General features: G+C 61.8%; 19 protein-coding genes and 1 tRNA gene. 7 read left to right on the plus strand and 13 right to left on the minus strand.

All coding sequences use genetic code 11. From position 1 onward, the window contains the following. Positions 1 to 141: 141 nt before the first annotated feature. The 4 genes from mobB to moaA form a co-directional block, all read right to left on the minus strand. Positions 142 to 651, minus strand: a complete 510-nt coding sequence (mobB, locus tag NKH73_RS08195; RefSeq protein WP_352930152.1) for a molybdopterin-guanine dinucleotide biosynthesis protein B — start codon at positions 649 to 651, stop codon at positions 142 to 144. Further along, positions 648 to 1,280, minus strand: a complete 633-nt coding sequence (mobA, locus tag NKH73_RS08200; protein WP_352930155.1) for a molybdenum cofactor guanylyltransferase MobA — start codon at positions 1,278 to 1,280, stop codon at positions 648 to 650. Before mobA ends, mobB begins: the two co-directional genes overlap by 4 nt. Positions 1,281 to 1,322: 42 nt before the next feature. Beyond that, positions 1,323 to 2,243, minus strand: coding sequence for a DMT family transporter (locus tag NKH73_RS08205; RefSeq protein WP_352930158.1), 921 nt, complete (start codon positions 2,241 to 2,243; stop codon positions 1,323 to 1,325). A gap of 160 nt (positions 2,244 to 2,403) precedes the next feature. After that, positions 2,404 to 3,399: a GTP 3',8-cyclase MoaA gene (moaA, locus tag NKH73_RS08210; RefSeq protein WP_352930161.1), complete on the minus strand. Its 996-nt coding sequence runs from the start codon at positions 3,397 to 3,399 to the stop codon at positions 2,404 to 2,406. A 199-nt stretch (positions 3,400 to 3,598) separates the two neighbouring features. Here moaA and NKH73_RS08215 point away from each other — a divergent pair, with 199 nt between their 5' ends. Both NKH73_RS08215 and NKH73_RS08220 read left to right on the plus strand, forming a co-directional pair. Beyond that, the gene (locus NKH73_RS08215) at positions 3,599 to 3,952 is read left to right on the plus strand and encodes a gamma-butyrobetaine hydroxylase family protein (protein ID WP_352930164.1); all 354 of its coding nucleotides are present in this window, start codon (positions 3,599 to 3,601) and stop codon (positions 3,950 to 3,952) included. Between the two features lie 70 nt (positions 3,953 to 4,022). Further along, entirely contained in the window at positions 4,023 to 4,634 is a 612-nt protein-coding gene (locus NKH73_RS08220) for a pyridoxamine 5'-phosphate oxidase family protein (RefSeq protein ID WP_352930167.1), read from the plus strand. Positions 4,635 to 4,713: 79 nt separating this feature from the next. Here the strand turns inward: NKH73_RS08220 and NKH73_RS08225 are convergent, their stop codons facing one another. Then, positions 4,714 to 5,166, minus strand: a complete 453-nt coding sequence (locus NKH73_RS08225; RefSeq protein ID WP_091590958.1) for a MarR family winged helix-turn-helix transcriptional regulator — start codon at positions 5,164 to 5,166, stop codon at positions 4,714 to 4,716. 47 nt (positions 5,167 to 5,213) lie between these two features. Between NKH73_RS08225 and NKH73_RS08230 the strand changes: the two genes are divergently transcribed. After that, on the plus strand, positions 5,214 to 6,125 hold the full coding sequence (locus NKH73_RS08230; protein ID WP_352930171.1) for an alpha/beta hydrolase: 912 nt from the start codon (positions 5,214 to 5,216) through the stop codon (positions 6,123 to 6,125). 47 nt (positions 6,126 to 6,172) lie between these two features. Here the strand turns inward: NKH73_RS08230 and NKH73_RS08235 are convergent, their stop codons facing one another. Further along, positions 6,173 to 6,802, minus strand: coding sequence for a TetR/AcrR family transcriptional regulator (locus tag NKH73_RS08235; RefSeq protein WP_352930174.1), 630 nt, complete (start codon positions 6,800 to 6,802; stop codon positions 6,173 to 6,175). A 99-nt stretch (positions 6,803 to 6,901) separates the two neighbouring features. On the opposite strand from NKH73_RS08235, the gene NKH73_RS08240 reads away from it, so the two are divergent. Then, positions 6,902 to 7,648 carry a 3-oxoacyl-ACP reductase family protein gene (locus NKH73_RS08240; protein WP_352930177.1) on the plus strand — a complete coding sequence of 249 codons (747 nt, stop codon included), beginning with the start codon at positions 6,902 to 6,904 and terminating at the stop codon, positions 7,646 to 7,648. A gap of 227 nt (positions 7,649 to 7,875) precedes the next feature. Further along, positions 7,876 to 9,828 (plus strand): L,D-transpeptidase family protein, encoded by a 1,953-nt coding sequence (locus tag NKH73_RS08245; RefSeq protein ID WP_352930180.1) that lies wholly within the window; start codon positions 7,876 to 7,878, stop codon positions 9,826 to 9,828. Between the two features lie 139 nt (positions 9,829 to 9,967). Here NKH73_RS08245 and NKH73_RS08250 read toward each other — a convergent pair whose 3' ends face one another. The 7 genes from NKH73_RS08250 to NKH73_RS08280 form a co-directional block, all read right to left on the minus strand. Then, positions 9,968 to 10,225, minus strand: a complete 258-nt coding sequence (locus tag NKH73_RS08250; RefSeq protein WP_352930183.1) for a PepSY domain-containing protein — start codon at positions 10,223 to 10,225, stop codon at positions 9,968 to 9,970. A gap of 145 nt (positions 10,226 to 10,370) precedes the next feature. Next, complete coding sequence (locus NKH73_RS08255; RefSeq protein ID WP_352930186.1) at positions 10,371 to 11,441, minus strand: ABC transporter ATP-binding protein; 1,071 nt, start codon at positions 11,439 to 11,441, stop codon at positions 10,371 to 10,373. 98 nt (positions 11,442 to 11,539) lie between these two features. Continuing rightward, positions 11,540 to 12,415 (minus strand): carbohydrate ABC transporter permease, encoded by an 876-nt coding sequence (locus NKH73_RS08260; protein ID WP_352930189.1) that lies wholly within the window; start codon positions 12,413 to 12,415, stop codon positions 11,540 to 11,542. Position 12,416: 1 nt separating this feature from the next. Then, entirely contained in the window at positions 12,417 to 13,484 is a 1,068-nt protein-coding gene (locus NKH73_RS08265) for a carbohydrate ABC transporter permease (protein ID WP_352930192.1), read from the minus strand. 69 nt (positions 13,485 to 13,553) lie between these two features. Next, a complete protein-coding gene (locus tag NKH73_RS08270) occupies positions 13,554 to 14,816 on the minus strand; it encodes an ABC transporter substrate-binding protein (protein WP_352930195.1) in 1,263 nt (420 codons plus the stop codon). Between the two features lie 500 nt (positions 14,817 to 15,316). Further along, positions 15,317 to 15,391, minus strand: a tRNA-Val gene (locus tag NKH73_RS08275). Positions 15,392 to 15,492: 101 nt separating this feature from the next. Beyond that, complete coding sequence (locus NKH73_RS08280; protein ID WP_352930198.1) at positions 15,493 to 16,176, minus strand: phosphoglycolate phosphatase; 684 nt, start codon at positions 16,174 to 16,176, stop codon at positions 15,493 to 15,495. A gap of 152 nt (positions 16,177 to 16,328) precedes the next feature. Between NKH73_RS08280 and rpiA the strand changes: the two genes are divergently transcribed. Further along, complete coding sequence (gene rpiA / locus NKH73_RS08285; RefSeq protein WP_352930201.1) at positions 16,329 to 17,057, plus strand: ribose-5-phosphate isomerase RpiA; 729 nt, start codon at positions 16,329 to 16,331, stop codon at positions 17,055 to 17,057. Then, complete coding sequence (locus NKH73_RS08290) at positions 17,044 to 17,610, plus strand: DUF2059 domain-containing protein (RefSeq protein ID WP_352930204.1); 567 nt, start codon at positions 17,044 to 17,046, stop codon at positions 17,608 to 17,610. Before rpiA ends, NKH73_RS08290 begins: the two co-directional genes overlap by 14 nt. The last annotated feature ends 66 nt before the right edge of the window (positions 17,611 to 17,676 follow it).

A 17,676-nucleotide genomic window follows, 5' to 3' on the forward strand; every position in this document is an offset into this window, starting at 1 on the left:
GCTCGATACTCCCACTCTTTCTCAAGAAAAAGCAACTGCAAAACTGCCGCCCACGGGTTTTGCGTTCCCGGATAATGATGACGCTGGGGCAGGGATGCTAAAGAGGAAATAGGGGCGTCCGAATGCGGCTTCGGCAGTGACTCAGCGCCTCAAACCTGTCGTGCGCTCAATGAAGTCGGCTATCGATGTCGTGTCGTCGAGATCGAACACAGGCAGGCTCTCGCCCGCTATGGCGAAGTCGGCGGCGATGGCGATGATATGCGGATCATTTGCCGAAAGCGGTGCTTTGTCCTTGGCCTCCAGCCGCCGCGTTTCGATCTTGCTGTGCGCCTCACGCTTGTAGCCTTCGACCAGCACGATATCGGAGGTGCCTAGCCGCGACAGGATCGCGTCCAGCGTCGGCTCGTCCTCACCACGCAATTCGTGCATCAAGGCCCAGCGCCTGTCCGACACGATGGCGACTTCCGTGGCCCCGGCCTGCCTATGGCGAAAGCTGTCCGCTCCCGGTCTGTCGATGTCGAAATCATGATGAGCATGTTTCACCGTCGACACCCTCCAGCCGCGCTGGACGAGTTCGGCGACCAGCTTTTCGGTCAGTGTCGTCTTGCCGGAATTCTTCCAGCCGGTGATACCGAAGACGCGTCTCATCATGGCTTCATGCTCTGCAACAGACGTTCGGCTTGGGCAAGGTCGTCAGGCTTATTGATGTTGAAGAAGGCGTCGTGCGCGTGGTCCCCCGACGTCAGGATCGGGAATTCCACATCGACATGGTCACGCCCGTCGATGAAAGCGGTAACCCGCCTGATGTCCTCGTCGACCAGGCAGCGCCGCAAGGCATCGCGGACCTTCAGCGGCCAGAGCGCGAATGTCGGATGCCGTTTGCCGCCAGAACAGGCGACAGCGATCGCGTCGGGACGTTCTTCGACCGCCGCCGCCAACCGCTCAACCAGGTCCGTCGGCAAAAACGGCGTGTCGCCCGCAGCCGTGACAACCGCCTTGCAAGCCGTGCTGGCAGCAGCCCATTCGAGGCCGGTCAAGATCCCGGCAAGCGGCCCCGCAAAACCCTTCACGGTGTCGGCAAGCACCGGAAGCCCAACCCCGGCAAATCGTACCGGGTCCCCATTGGCGCTGAGCACCAACGGACCGACCTGCGGCGCAAAGCGGGCAACGACATGGTCCAGAAGCCTGCCGCAACCCAGCGCAAGCAGGCCCTTGTCGCCGCCACCCATTCGCCGCGACTGGCCACCGGCCAGAATGACGCCGGCAATCTCTCTGGTCATCGTCTGTCGTCCATGCGGTCCCGCTCGTCGTGAACGGCCAGCCTATATGCCGTCCGGCGCCATATCAGGTCCAGCGCTTTCGGCGGCGGTCTTTCGCCGGCCGACGAGCCGCTCGCGGTAAAGTGCATAGAGGCCGGAGCCGACGATGACGGTAGCGCCGAGTGTCATCGGCAGGTCGGGGATATCGCCGAAGATGACCAGGCCAAGCAGGATCGACCAGAGCAGGGCTGTGTAGCGGAACGGCGCGATGAAGGAGATGTCGCCAACCCGCATCGCCATGATGATGAACTGGTAGCCGATAACAACAAGCACTGCCGCCAGTGCCAGCAATGCCGTGCTTTCTCCGGCCATCGGCGTCCACCCGCCCATTGGTGAAAGCAGTGCCGCGCCGAGCAGCGTCATGGCAAGCGCTGTAGCAGTCGACACCAGTAATGTCGGAATGACCTGCGGTATCCGAGTGGTGGCGAGGTCGCGCACCGCGCAACAGGCAACGCAAGCCAGCGCCAGCAGCGAATAGATGCTGAACCCCTCGAAGCCGGGCCGAACAATGATCAGCACGCCGGCAAAACCGATGGCGATGGCCAGCCAACGCCGCCAGCCGACGCCTTCATTGAACACAAGTGCCGCGCCCATCGTCACCGCCAGCGGCAGCGCCTGCAGCACGGCCGAGACGTTGGCGATCGGCAGATGCGCCAAAGCAACCAGGAACGACACCGTAGCACCGGCTTCGCTGGCGATGCGCACCGCAACCATCGGCTGCAGCATCGAGGCGGGCAGGGCAAGCGCCCCGCGTTGCCAGGCGAGCAGACCTATCAGGAGCGAAGCGAACGCACCTCGGACCAGCATGACCTGCGCCATGTTCATGGATTCCGACAGGACTTTGGCGATCGCGTCGTTGAGGGTGAAGCCACTCATGGCCACCATCATGAACAACGCGCCGCGCAGGTTTGGCGAAAGAGGCAAGGCGATTACCGGTTGTGGTTCTGCATCAAGCGTCTAGCAGCCGGTCGCAAGACAGAAATGTCAAAAGGGCTAGGCCACAGCCTTATCTGCGGCCCGCGATCGTCTACAGGCCGTGCAAAGCAGGGGCCTGACGGCAATCCTTCCATCAATCGGCGAAATATCAGCCGCCGGTGACGCTCATGTGCCGCGACACCGACGGACGGTTGGTACGGCGGTCGATGATGAAATCATGACCCTTAGGTTTACGGCCAATGGCTTCATCGATGGCGTCGGCGACCAGTTCGTTGCCTTCGGATGCACGCAACGGCGCGCGCAGGTCGGCGGCATCCTCCTGGCCGAGGCACATATAGAGCGTGCCGGTGCAGGTCAGCCGGACGCGGTTGCAGCTTTCGCAAAAATTATGCGTCATCGGCGTGATGAAACCGAGCCGGCCACCTGTCTCGTCGACTTGGACGTAGCGGGCCGGGCCACCGGTCTTGTAGGGGATGTCGCTCAGCGTGAATTGCCGCTCCAGTGCTGCGCGCAGTAGCGACAGCGGTAGGTATTGGTCGGTGCGGTCGGCATCGATCTCGCCCATCGGCATGGTTTCGATGACCGTCAACTCCATGCCGCGGCCGTGCGCCCAGCGCAGCATTTCCGGCAGCTCGGCGTCGTTGAAATCCTTCAGCGCCACCGCATTGAGCTTTACCTTCAGCCCCGCCGCCTGCGCCGCGTCGATGCCGTCCATCACCTTGTCGAGATTGCCCCAGCGCGTGATCTGGCGGAATTTTTCCGGGTCCAGCGTGTCCAGCGAAACGTTGATCCGCTTGACCCCGCAATCGGCGAGCTCAGCGGCAAAGCGCGAAAGCTGCGAGCCATTGGTGGTCAGCGTCAGTTCTTCCAGCGCGCCGCTTTCGAGATGACGCGCAATCTGGCGCACCAGATGCATGATGTTCTTGCGCACCAGCGGCTCGCCGCCGGTAAGGCGCAGTTTCCTGACACCCTTTTCGATGAAGACCGTGCAGAGCCGGTCGAGCTCCTCCAGCGACAGCAGATCCTTCTTGGGAAGAAACGCCATGTCCTCGGCCATGCAATAGGTGCAGCGGAAATCGCAGCGGTCGGTGACCGACACCCTGAGATAGCTGATCGTGCGACCAAAAGGATCGATCATGTCCATGCTGGTACGTTTCCCGTGGCTGCGAACGGCATCGTTATATATGGCTATGTGATACGATCCAACCTGCCATTCAAGATAAGAGATCTCGATCTTTGGTAACATCGCGCCGCCGACAGATTGTGTCGGAAGTCTCGAAGCGGCCTTTTCCCGCTGCGCGAAGCGGCGTAGGGAAAGGACAGATAATGCGGAATCTACCACCATGACGGCGCCGAAGGAACTCAGGGTCTCGAAGGACCGCAAGCTGCTTACCGTGACGTTCCCAGGTCATCAGCCGTTCGAACTGCCGGCGGAGTTCCTGCGTGTTGTCTCGCCATCGGCCGAAGTGCAAGGCCATTCGCCCGAACAGCGCGTGACCGTTCCCGACAAGCGCAACGTTGCGATCCTGAAGATCGAACCGGTTGGCAACTATGCCGTCCGCATCACCTTCGACGATTTCCACGATACCGGCATCTTCACCTGGAACTACCTGCATACGCTCGGCCATGAGAAGGACGCACGCTGGGCCGCCTATCTCGCCGAACTGGAGGAGAAGGGGCTAAGCCGCGACCGTTAGCTTCCGCCGGGCCCTGTCGTCAAAACGTCACCGACATAGAGTAGCGCCGGCAAAGGTCCGGAGAAGAAAAATGTCCGTCATCACCACGGTCGAACAGCTCGAAGCGCTCTATGGCCTGCCCGGCGAGACATCGCTGGTCAAGGAACTCGACCACGTCATCCCCGAATATGCCGCCTTTATCGAAGCCTCGCCCTTTGTCGCGCTCGCGACCAGCGGGCCGGGAGGGCTGGATTGCTCGCCGCGCGGGGATCTCGCCGGCTTCGTTCGCATTCCCGATCCGAAAACTCTGATGATGCCGGACCGACGCGGCAACAACCGCGCCGATTCGCTGAAGAACATCATTCGCGATCCGCGCGTCGGCCTGTTGTTCCTGGTGCCAGGCTCCGGCACGACGCTGCGCGTCAACGGCCGCGCCCATATCACCACCGACGCCGAGCTCTGCGCCTCGTTCAGCGTCGACGGCAAGCCGGCGCGCTCGGTCACGATCATCGACGTCGATTCGGTCTATTTCCAGTGCGCCCGCGCCATCGTCCGGTCGGAACTCTGGAACCTGGCAAGGCATGTCGATCCGAAGTCGCTGCCGACACCCGGAAAGATCCTGGAAATTACCAGCCGGAAAGGCATCGACGGCGAGGCCTACGACAAGGAATGGCCGGAGCGCGCGAAAAAGTCGATGTGGTGAGCGGATCGCTCCGCGAGCTCCAAACCGATTTCCACCCTCGGGTCAGGCCCAAGGCAGGTTTTTGGGTCCGATGCTCCGGTCACGCTTCTTTGAGAACGTCGGCAATCTTACGCATCTGTTCGCCGATCATGTCGCATTGCTCCGGCGTCGACTGGCTCATCGCTTTCTCGATCAGCGCCATATGGACCTTCAGCGCCTGCATCAGCAGTTCCGTGCCGGCTTCGGTCAAGGTCAGCCGCAGGACCCGCTTGTCCTTCTGGTCGCCTTCGCGGCGCAGCAGGCCGCGTGTCTCGAGTTGCGGCAAAAGCATGGTGATGTTGGAGCGGCCGACCAGCAGCCGACGGGCGAGATCGTGCTGCGACATGCCGGGATGGCGATAAAGGTTCATCAGCACGTCGAGCTGCGCCGGCTTCAGGTCCAGTGGCGCGAGTTTCACCGCCAGCGTGCGCTCCAGCACATGGCAAGCACGCGCCACCGCGACCCAGTTGCGAAAACGCGGGTTGTCCCAAGGTAGCTCTTGTTTAATGTTCATGTTTGAACTATTATGTTCATGCTTGAACGAATGGATGGATCGCCACTATGGCATCATTTGGAATGAAGGTCATCCGGGGCGTGTTTGCTGCCGCCGAGCACGTAGCTCCGCGGCTTACCGGGCGCGCGGCGTTCGAACTGTTCTGCCGCACGCCGAACGCCAAGATCCTCAGCGACGGCGAGCGACGCGCCGTCGACCGCGCCGCCGGCTTCATGGCCGAAGCGCGCCATCATTGGCTGAGGACCGGCACCGGCTGCGTCATGGTGCATGAATTCCGGCCCGAGCCGGGCAGGCGGGCTGCTGGCACGGTGCTCGTCATCCATGGTTGGCGTTCGCGCACCGAATATATGCGCACGCTGATCGAAGGCTATCGTGACGCCGGTTACAAGGTTGTCTCGCTCGACCTGCCGGGCCACGGCCAATCGCGGGGCCGTCGGCTTACATTGGTCAGCGCCGTCGAAGCCGCACGGCTGACCGGCGAATGGTTCGGCCCGTTCGTGGCGGTCGTGGGACATTCCTTCGGCGGCGCCGTCGCCGCCAATGCCGTCGTCGGTTCGGTCAAGAACATTCCGCCCCTGGCGGCCGAGCGGCTGGTGCTGATCGCGGCGCCAAGTTCCCTGCCGGCAATCTTCAACGATTTCAGCCGCATGCTCAGTGTCGGCCCACGCTCGCAGGCCGCCATGGCCGACCGGGTCGAACGCATCGCAGGCCGGCCTCTGCACGAATTCGTCGGCGACCGCCAGCTTGCCCATACGCCAGTGCCAACGCTGGTCATCCATGCGCCGGACGACCGCGAAGTGTCCCCCGACCACGCAAGGCTCTATGCCGGCGCCGGAGACCATGTCAGCCTTTACTGGGCCGACGGACTCGGCCATCGCCGCATTCTCGCCGATAAGGGCGTGGTCGAGCGTGCGATCGGCTTCATTGCCGAACGCCGAGCACCGTCGCTGCTGCATTGATCAGGAATATCTCGTTTCTCCGTACCGGATAGGGAATTCGGTCCTCATCACGGTCGGCATTTGTCACGCCGCGTCCGTGCCGCCATCACCTTCCACGCCGCCATAGCTCCGGCCACCGTCGCCAGAAGGGCGGCGCGCGATGCGCCGTCTCGCGCCTGGATAGACATGCCGTGCTGCACGGTCGCGTAGAAGGTGGCGGCAGTGCTGCTGTCGAAATCTTTGGGCAATTCGCCTTCCGCCACGCCACGTTTCAGCCGCCTGAGCAAGGCGGCGCGGCTTTCGGCGCGGCGGCGGCGCAGGTCATCGCAGATGGCGCCGCGGCTTGAGTCCTGGTGCAGCGCGCCGAGCGCGATCAGGCAGCCTTGCGGACGATCGGTCTGCGAATATGCCTTGGCCGTCTGGCGCAGGAAACGCTCGACCGCCTGGCGCGCCGTCGGTGCCTTTTCCAGTGCGCACCAGATATCGGTGCCTTCGACCTGCGTGTAGAGCTCGACCGCTTCGAGAAAGAGCGCTTCCTTGCTGCCGAAGGCGGCGTAGAGGCTGGGCGAGTTGATGCCCATCGCCGAGGTCAGGTCGCTGATCGACGCGCCCTCATAGCCCTTGGCCCAAAACACCTCCATCGCGCGCCGCAGGGCAGCGGTTCGGTCGAAGGTGCGGGGGCGACCTCGTACTGGCATGGCACCCTTTCTGTATCGATTGATACATAAATCAGTTGACACACTCCGGCAAGGCTGCCAGAAATTTATGTACCGATCATTACAAAAATGGAGAAATAAATGTCATCGCAAGGCTTGAACGGCAAGGTCGCGCTCGTCACCGGCGGCAGCCGCGGCATCGGCGCAGCGATTGCGCGAAGGCTCGCGGCCGACGGCGCCAGCGTCGCGCTCACTTACGTGAATGGCGGGGAGCAGGCCCGCGCTGTCGTCGAGGATATCCAGGCGACCGGCGGTCGCGCCATTGCCATCAAAGCCGACAATCGCGACGCCACCGCAATCCAAGCGTCGGTGAGCGAGACGGTGAAGGCCTTCGGGCGGCTCGACATCCTCGTCAACAGCGCCGGCATCTGGCGCGCCGCGCCGATCGATGAATTGCCGCTCGCCGACTTCGACGAAACCATGGAGGTCAATGTGAGAGCCCCTTTCGTGGCGTCGAAGGCAGCAGCAGTGCATATGGGCGAGGGCGGTAGGATCATCTCTATCGGCAGCAATCTGGCCGAGCGCGTCACCGACACCAGCCTTAGCGCCTACTCGGCCAGCAAAGCGGCATTGGTCGGCTTGACCAAGGCACTGGCGCGTGACCTCGGTTCGCGCGGCATCACCGCCAACGTCGTTCATCCGGGCTCGACCGATACCGATATGAACCCGGCCAGTGGCCCGCACGCTGAGCACCAGCGGCAGAAGATGGCAACGCCTCGTTTCGGCAAAGCTGAAGAGATCGCCGGCATGGTCGCCTGGCTGGCAGGTCCCGAAGGGCGCTTCGTGACAGGCGCCGCACTGACTATCGACGGTGGCGCCAACGCCTGAACCGTGCACTAATTCCCGGAACCGGAGCGGAATCAAGTCGCTACTGACGTCACGGTGTTGTGAAACTGTTCTGCAACAGACTTTCCAAAATTTATGGAAGCTTAACGAAATCGGTATGAATCAGTATAGTCGCGTCTTACACCCGTCATACGGTGGGCGAGACCGTCAAGCGGCTCGAAAATGGGCGGTGCGGAACGGGAACCGGTTGCAGCCGGAGCGGGTGATCGATGAAATTCCTCGGAAACAAAGCAACCGTGATGCCGCTTGCGGTGATCGCGGCTATGCTGGCCTTCGGCATGCCGCAGGCAGACGCGCAAGGGCTTTTCGAGAGGCTTTTCGGCGGCGGCATCCGGCACACGCCGCAAGGTGATTTTCCCCCGCCGCCGTCAAGGCAGAAGTCACGATTTAAGCCAAACGCAAAGGCGCCGGCCGTTTCCCGAGGCGCAGGCAACAAGCGCAGCGGAGGAGGGGGCGGTGCCGTCCAAATCAGCAGCCCGTCCTATTACACCTACAAGAGCGATCCACTGGTGCGTGTCGACTTCTCGACGCTGGCGGTAACGCCGGAGCCGGCAGTGCCACAAGATGCCGCCTTTCAGCCGTCTTCCGCCACTCCACCTTCAGTCACTGGCGCCGCCTTCCGCGAAGCGATCGCCGGCCTTGGTGACTTCGAACTCTATGCCGAAAAAGACATCGCCAAGGCGCTTGTTGCCTATTACTCGGCCAATCCTGATTTTATCTGGGTAGCGGGAACCAGTGCCAACAGCCGCGCGCAAGATGCGGTGCGGGTGCTTGGCGAGGCGGCGAGCTATGGCCTCACACCTGCCGACTACACGGTGGAAGTGCCCGCCGCCAGCGCATCGACCAGCGACGCCGATGCGCGGCTGAAGGGGCTCGTCCGCTTCGAGATGGCACTGTCGGCGCGCGTCCTGCGCTATGTGCATGATGCGCAAAGCGGCCGCGTCGACCCCAATCGCATGACCGGATATTATGATTTTCCGGCTAAGCCGATCGACATGGAAGGCGTGCTGAAAACGCTGGCACGCACCCAACAAGCGCGCACCTATCTCGAATCACGGCATCCGCAGAACGTGGAATATCAGGCGCTGCGCGTCGAACTGGAATCGCTTCAGGCCAGCGCCGAAGACGAGATAGTCGTCGATCCCAAGCTGTTGCTGAAGCCAAGCGAGACCAGCCCCGAACTGCCGAAGCTTTTGGCGAAGATCGCGCGCAACCTCGACGACGAGATGGGTGGCGCCTATGGCGAGATATTAGCCCGGCTCGCCACGAGCGAAGTCTATGACTTGGAACTGGTGCCGGTTATCAAGGCGGTGCAGAAGAAGGCCGGCATGAAGGGCGACGGCGTCATCGGTCCGCGAACCGTGGCGGCGCTGGCCGGAACGTCCAAGGTCGACAAGATCCAGAAAGTAAAGGTCGCGCTGGAAGAGTTGCGCTGGCTGCCATCCGATCTAGGCAGTCCGCGCGTCTTCATCAACCAGCCGGCGTTCACGGCAAGCTACATCGAAAATGGCGAAGAGAAGCTGAAGACCCGCGCCGTCATCGGCAAGGCCGCCAACCAGACGTCATTCTTCTACGATCAACTCGAGCAGGTCGACTTCCATCCCTATTGGGGCGTGCCGCAGTCGATCCTCGTCAACGAGATGCTGCCCCGGCTGCGCCGGGATCCCGGCTATCTCGACCGTGCCGGCTACGAAGTGGTCAACGCGCGTGGCAAGCGCATTCCCTCCTCCTCGGTCAACTGGGGCGCCTATGGGGCGAAGATACCTTATGGTGTGCGCCAGCTGCCGAGCGAGGCCAATGCGCTGGGCGAGCTGAAGATCCTGTTCCCCAACAAGCACGCAATCTACATGCACGACACGCCGCAAAAGTCGTTTTTCCAGCGTGACATGCGCGCACTCAGCCATGGCTGCGTTCGCCTGCAGGATCCGCGCGGCATGGCGGCGGCCGTGCTCGGCACCTCGGTCGACTATATCGCGGAGAAGCTGAAGCATGGACATTCCACCGAGAAGGTTGCGCGCACGATCCCGGTCTATGTCGCCTACTTCACCGCCTGGCCTGATATGTCCGGCAATGTCGAATACTTCCATGACGTCTATGACCGCGACACGCGGCTGCAGCAGGCGCTGGACAGCACCGAAGCGGTGCGCTCGCCGGCAAGCTGAGGAACCCAACCTGCGGAAAACGGCTGCGAGGGAGGCCCGAAACAGATAGAACTTTCGCCAAACCAAGCTGCGCTCCAGCTTGGTTTGTTCCGGACGCTTCAAGGGAAGTCGGCCGCATGTATCGCCCGGAGGCCCCGATCTATTTCGGCTCGGCAGTCACGGGATCATAGGTGATTTCGACTTTCGCCTTGTCGGTTGTGTAGTAGGTGACGGTGTAGGCGCCGCTGTCCCAGTCGACCTCGTCGACGTAGCGAAAGTCGTTGCGCTGCTCGACCTTGGCGATGATTTCAGACAGTTTCCTGGCATTCGGCGGCGGCAACGGGCTTTCGTCCGCGGCAAGTGCCGGTTCACCCAAAAAGAGAACTACGACACCTGTCGCCAAAACAAATCTGGACATGGCTTCCCTCACTGTTGGAGGAGCAGAAACTCGCGGCCTTGCAGGTTTGTTCCGGATTTCCGGAATGCACACTCATCCAACCGCGCGAATCACGCCCGATGCATCGCATTGTCGCTGCCCACGTTTACGGAGCAACTATCGCAGATCACTCCTCCTCGGGGAAGAGATGGGCCAGGGCCGGGTCGAACGCGAGCTCCAGAACGTCACCAGGTTGAAAGATCTTGTCTTCATTGAAGGCTGCAATGAGCTCGCGATCGTCGCGAAGTGTCAGGTCCACAACCGTCTCGTTGCCCAACCGCTCGGCATGTGCCACGACACCATGCAGCATGCCTTTTCCAGATTGCACCGCCCGGAGATACTGCGGACGGATGCCCAGTATGGCCTTACCGCCCTTCCGGAAAGGGCGTCTTTTGGTCGCTACCGTGATCGGCTCCAGGGATTGGTTGCCAACCGTTGCCGCTTCTCCATCGAGGTCGAGGACGTCGACATTCAGGAAATTCATCGACGGGGCTCCCAGAAAGCCGGCTACAAACCTGTTGGCCGGCTCGTGATAGAGCTCCATCGGCGCTCCGATCTGCATCACTTGACCGTCCTTCAGGACGACGATCCTGTCGGCCAGCGTCATCGCCTCGACCTGGTCGTGGGTGACATAGATCATCGTTGTGCCCAGTTGCCTGCGCAGCCGGCCGATTTCCATCCGCATATCCATGCGCAGCGCGGCGTCGAGATTGGAGAGCGGCTCGTCGAACAGGAATACGGCCGGTTTCCGGGTGATTGCGCGCCCGATAGCCACTCGCTGGCGCTGGCCGCCCGAAAGCTGACTTGGGCGGCGGTCGAGCAAATGTTCCATTTGCAGGATGCGTGCGGCCTCGGCGACCTTCTGCTGCTTTTCCTGCTTGGAAGCACCCGCGATCGTAAGACCGAACGCGATGTTCTCGCGCACGGTCATGTGCGGAAAGATGGCGTAGCTCTGGAACACCATCGCAACACCGCGTTCCCTAGGTTGAAGCTCGTTGACCACCCGGCCTCCGATCTCGAGGGTACCTTCGGTTACGTCCTCGAGTCCGGCGATCACGCGCAGCAAGGTGGACTTCCCGCAGCCTGACGGTCCGACAAAGACGACGAATTCGCCCTCGTTGATGTGGATATCGACGCCTTTGATGACGTCGACGCGGCCATAGGATTTCTTGATGCCCTTGAGCGAGACCTCAGCCATGAGCGATGGCTCCTGTTCCTGATTCTTCGGGGCTGCCAGCACATGCCGTCATGGGCCACTGACCCAGATCCGCTGGTCCTTGAGCACGAGGGCCATATTCACCCCTTCACACCGGTCGAGGCGATCGATGCGATGAAGGCGCGCTGCAGGAGGAGGTAGAAGATCAGCACCGGGACAGTGATAAGGGTGAGATACGCCATGACTTCGCCCCAGGCCACGTTGAGTTGAAAGAAGTAGCCGAGACCGACCATGACCGGGCGGCGGTTTTCCTGCTGCACCACGATGAGCGGCCATAGATATTGGTTGTACATGACGAGGAACTTCAGGATGGCGGCGGTCGCCAGAACCGGCCCTGAAAGCGGCATGACAATACGATAATAAATCTGCCACCAGCTCGCGCCCTCCACCCGGCCCGCCTCGACCAGCTCGCCCGGCAGCCCTTTGAAATATTGCACGAACAGGAAGATCGTCAGCCCGTCCGCGATCCACGGGATGATCTGCACCCGGTAGGTGTTCAGCCAGCCCCATTGCAGCCCCTCGAGCCCGATCCAGGGCAGTTTCGAGACCAGGAGCAGGAGCGGGATAGCGATGGTCTCGAAAGGGATGATCAGCGTGGCGATGACGATCGAGAGCACCACATCGCGTCCCTTCCACCGCAGGAAAGCGAAGGAGAATGCGGCCAGCGAACAGATCAGCAAGGACAGAAGCACGGTCGCTCCGGTGACCAGAACCGAGTTCAAGACGAACAGGCCGACCGGGGCCCGCCGGAACGCTCCGAAATAGTTGTCGAGGCTAATGTCCCCCACGGGCAGGAAGGCGCGCAGGCTGGAGGTGTCCGCGAGGAGCTGATTGTCGGGCTTGAAGCTCGAGTTGATCATGAACACGAGCGGAAAGAGGAAGATCAGCGCGATCAGGCACAGCACCAGATAGCGGACGAAGAGCCTCAGGCCGTAATTGTCGGGATTAAAAGCCATCTTAACGCTCCCGAGTCAGCCAGCGCTGGATGAGTGAGATCGCTAGCACGATCGCGAACAGGATGACCGAGATGGTCGAGCCGCCCGAAATGTCCTGCTTGCCATAACCGCGCTCGACCGCCTGGAAGACGAGGGTCTGGGTGCTGTCTCGCGGACCGCCATTGGTCATCACGTCGATCTGGGCGAAGAGCGCGAAGCCCTGCATGGTGATCACGACAAGGACAAGCACGGCGGTGTAGCGCAGGCCCGGCCAGGTGACATAGCGGAAGGTCTGCCATTTCGAAGCGCCCTCGATCGCAGCGGCTTCGTAAAGCGTGGGGCTGATCGTCTGCAACCCAGCCAGCCAGATGACCATATGGAAGCCGACCGCCTGCCAGATCGACATGGCCATGATCGCAGGCAGCGCAGTCGAGGCTTTACCCAGCCAGTCGACGGGTTGGAAAAGGCCGAAGCTGAGGCCGTGGAGAATGCTATTCAACAGCCCGTTCTGGCCGTCATAGATGAACCGCCAGAGGAGCGAGACCACGACGATGGAGACCACCACCGGCATGAAGTAGATGGTCCGGAATACGCTGATGCCCCTGAGCTTCTGGTTGACGAGCAAAGCAAGCGTCAGCGCGAGGCCGCCCTGCATCGGCGCCACGACCAGGACGAAAAGGAAGGTGTTTACCAGCGCCTTCATGAACACAACGTCGCGGGCGATGACGACCATGGCGTTCTCGCCGGACTGCCAGCGAAACCATTCACGCATGCCACGATACTGGGGATAGTCGTCGCTACGGGTGATCGCACGCAGGCGGGGATACTGGACTTCGCCGGCCTCGTCTCGGACCACTTCGCCAGCATCGTCGCGCTCTGGCTCGAGGGTCACCACTGCAAAGCCCAGGAGCTGACGATAGTTTTCCACCCCGACGAACTGGGTGGGGTTCGGCGACAGCAGTCGCTGATTTGTCAATGAGAGACCGATCGCGAAGAAAAACGGCAGGACGATGAATGTGAGGATAAGTGCGAAGCCCGGCAGGGCGAATGTCCAGCCCGTCCGGTTCGACAGGGTTAGTTTCGACGCCATTTGCGATATCCGCCCAGCAAGCCAGAAAGCGTGGAGTCCGCGGCTGGCGAGGACCCCGGCGCGACAGAACTACCGATGGCCGTAGCCGCGGTTGCTTTCGATGTCGGCGTCGATCTCGTCGACCGCCGCATCAAGCGTGTCGGCCACATCGGCACCATTGGCGATGTCGGCCAGCGCCTTGGTGAAGACCTTGGCCTGGACCACGTAGCCCGGCGTGACCGGGCGCACCAGCGCCTGTGCCTTGGAGAGATCGAAGAACATGGCGAGCGGGCCGCCATCCCTGTAGTTCTTTGTCATCTGTGCCGCCGAGGGCGTGGGCGGGATCAGGCCGATGCCGTCGGAGAAGGCGGCTAGATATTTGTCCTGCGCGGCGAACTTGATGAACTCGGCAGCACCTTCGGGATACTTTGACTTGGCCGAGATGCCGAACTGCCATGAGCCCGCGCCGATCTTGTTGCCTTGGCCGAAGTCGGGTGCTGGAAGGAAGACAACGTCATCCACGGCTTCCATCGTCTCCACCGCGCGCCAGTTGCCATTCCACTGGAAGGCGAACTTCCCCTCGATGAAGCCGGTCTGCTGATCGGCGGGATCCTCGCTGGTGCCAGGCGCATAGCCTCCGGTGAACAGCGATTGCCACCACTTGCCAAACGCCTGTGCAGCCTCGCCGTTCAGCGCGCCTTCCGCGGTCCGGTAGGTCGAGCGGTCGACAATGTCGCCGCCGAAGCTCTGCAGGAATGGCGAGAAGGCATAGGAGTACCATTCGGCTTGATCGTTCATGCCGAGATCAAGGGCAAATTCATACTTGCCGGAGGCCTTGGCGGCATCGAGCGCGGCCATGAATTCCTGGTTCGACCAAGGCTTGTCGAGGGTCGGGGTGCGCAGGCCCAGCTCGTCCAGCGTCGATCGGCGAGCAAAAAGCGCCACCGCCGCGTCCCACAGACCGACCGAATAGAGCTTGCCGTTCCAAACACCTTTGGTGCCGGGCAGGAAGTCGGCGAACTCGCTCTCGTCGATCGGCAGCGGTTGCAGATAGCCTGCCCAGGCCCAATTGGGCATGATGGGGCCATCCACATCCAGGATGTCGGGCAGGTTGCCTGCTAGGGCAGCGGCCGCGACTGAATCGTTATAACTCTTCTCTGGAAAGCTCTCGATGGCCAGCGTCCAGTCGGACTGGCTGGTGTTGAAATCCAAGACGATCTGGTTGAGGATTCGCGACTCCACCTGGTTGCCGGCGCCGTGATACCACATGGTCAACTTCGTCTGCGCCAGCGCGGGCATACACAGGCAGGTAGACGCGATCACCACGCCGGCGAGGTGTTTTGTCAGATTCATTGGCCGTTCCTCCCTTTTGACTTAAGGACGCTTCTGCACTCAAGGTCATCCTCAAGGGCCGCCAGGACACGGGGCCGGAAGCCAGCGTCCTAGTTTCGGGTCGGCCGCTACTGGCCCTTGATGGGGTTCAGCAATGTTTGCGGAAGCCGGGAGCATTTGCAATTGCGCTGTTTCACCTTGGTCGGAGCAGGAGGTCGACGGCGATTTCCTCTCGTCAATTCCCGGTACAATCACTGAGATAGCAGCTCACCTAGGACGATTTCGTCGTCCGTCAACTTTCTCCCGGGCTGCGTTCAATATGCAGACTGCTGTTGCCTCAATGGCTCTGACATGGGGAAGCACCCTAGACGAAGGTTCCGCCGGAGCTCTTCCTCGGCATGATGAATATCGCCCGCGACCCCGACGCTGTGCGCCGCTGGATCGAAGGATTCAACTGACGCCCGTTTCTGTACGGTTTCTGTACGCGAAGGATAAGCGGTATGGCTAAGTGCTTGAAAAGATGGTGGGCGATGCAGGGATTGAACCTGCGACCCCACCCGTGTGAAGGGTGTGCTCTCCCGCTGAGCTAATCGCCCGCTCGTTGCCCGAAGGCCAAGCGCGCCGCGATATAAGGGGGGCAGGCCAGGGAAGTCAAGGCGATGTCCTGCCGTCCTGCCGAAGACCTGGTCGCCGTCGCTCAGTGCCCCGCAGCGGCAATCAGGCGTTCAGCCAGACCAAGTGTCAGCGCATCGAAATGCGAGATCACCGCCGAAGGTTCGAATTCGCGCACATGGCGGTCGGTGTAGCCGAAATCGACCGCCACCACGGGAATGCCGGCGGCTTTCGCCGTATCGATGTCGGTCTGCGAATCACCCACCATCAGCGCGCGGTGCGGATCGCCGCCGGCCAGCGCGATTGTTTCGGTCAGATGGCGCGGGTCGGGCTTGCGGAACGCGAACGTGTCCTGACCGCAAATCGCAGCGAAATGCTTCGCCAGGCCGAGCGCCTCGATCAGTGCCACCGAGTTGGCTTCGTATTTGTTCGTGCAGACGGCCAAGAGATAACCGGCTGCCTCGAATCGCGCGATCGTCTCGACGACGCCGGGATAGGGGCGTGATTTGCCGGGGATGTTATGGGTGTAATGATCGAGAAACAGCTTCAGCAACCGGTCTTGCTCCGCGCTTTCCAGCGATCTCTGCTGCGCGGCATGCGCGCGCTCGATCATCACTCGCCCGCCATGGCCGACGAAGCGCCTGAAGCCGACGTCGTCGACGGCTGCGAGTTCGCTGGCGGCAAGGCTGTGGTTGAGGCTGTCGAGCAGATCCGGCGCTGTATCGATCAGCGTCCCGTCGAGGTCGAACACGATGATCGGTCGGGTCATGGCCTATCCTGTGGCGATTGCGTCGTTGGCAGGCGATAGCCGCTGCGATCCATTCAGGCAAGCCGGCTCAGTCAATCCACAGTCAAGGTCTTTGATCGGACTGGCAAAAATGGTAGGAGCGCCCAAACAAATCTTGGGGCGCGACACACGGCATGGATGCGAGGCAACTGAAGGTCGAAGCCGCACGTGCAGCGCTTGCCCATGTGAGCGACGGGATGCGGCTTGGCATCGGCACCGGCTCGACGGCCGAAGAGTTCGTGCGGCTGCTCGCCGGAAAAGTCGCCACGGGCCTCACCATTATCGGCGTGCCAACCTCGGAGCGCACCGCCATCCTTTGCGGCGAGCTCGGCGTGCCGCTGTCGACGCTGGAGGAAACACCCGTACTCGACCTTACCATCGACGGCGCCGACGAGATCGATCCGGCGCTGACATTGATCAAGGGCGGCGGCGGTGCGCTGCTGCGCGAGAAGATCGTGGCGGCGGCTTCAGCCCGTATGATCGTCATTGCCGACCGTTCCAAGATGGTCGAGACGCTCGGCCGTTTTCCACTGCCCATCGAAGTCAACCCGTTTGGCCTGCGCGCCACGGAAATCGCGATCGCCGCGGCAGCCGGAAGGCTCGGCCTTTCCGGTCCGGTCACATTGAGGATGACGGGGAGCCAGCCTTTTGTTACAGACGGCGGCCATTTTATCCTCGATGCATCTTTTGGCCGCATTCCGGATACAAGAGCGCTTTCGAATGCTCTCCATGCCATTCCAGGCGTGGTCGAGCATGGTCTTTTCATCGGGCTTGCATCCGCGGCCATCATCGCCGGCGACGGCATCCAAACCGTCCTTGCCGCCCGAAAACCAGGGAGTTCTATCGACCATGATGTTGCATAACCGGGTTCGCCGTTTTTCTGCCGTTCTGGCAGCTTCAGCCGTCTTTGCGCTTTCATCGCCGGCGTTCTCGCAGGACGTCACCGACGGGCATCTGAAGGCGGCGCGCGCCGCGGTCACGGCGATCCACGCGACGGACCCGTTCGACAACATCCTGCCGCAGGCAGCCGCCGCGCTTCAGCAGCAGCTTATCCAGAAGAACCCGGATATGCAGGAGCTGATCGGCAGGACGATCAGCGAAAAGGCGCTGGCGCTGGCCTCGCGCCGTGCCGATCTCGAGAAGGAAGCAGCCATGGCCTATGCCAAGGTGTTTTCCGAAAAAGAGCTTACCGAAATCGCCGCTTTCTACAATTCCGATACCGGCAAGAAGCTGCTCGACAGCGGCCCGGCCGTGACGCGTGAACTGCTCAAGGCCGCCGATATCTGGCAGAACGGCGTCGCTCGCGATCTCGCCCAGCAGGTCGGCGAAACGCTGGCCGCGGCAGCAAAGGCCGCAGCACCGGCAAATGCCGCGGCTCCTGCCGATGGTGCGCAGCCGGAAGCACCGAAGAACTGAGCATATTTCCGGCGGCGTTATCGCTGCTGGACCGGAAGCCCGGTCTCTATTGCGCATCCGACAGCA

The organism is Mesorhizobium sp. M0938 (assembly GCF_040319125.1).
Lineage (GTDB): Bacteria > Pseudomonadota > Alphaproteobacteria > Rhizobiales > Rhizobiaceae > Mesorhizobium > Mesorhizobium robiniae.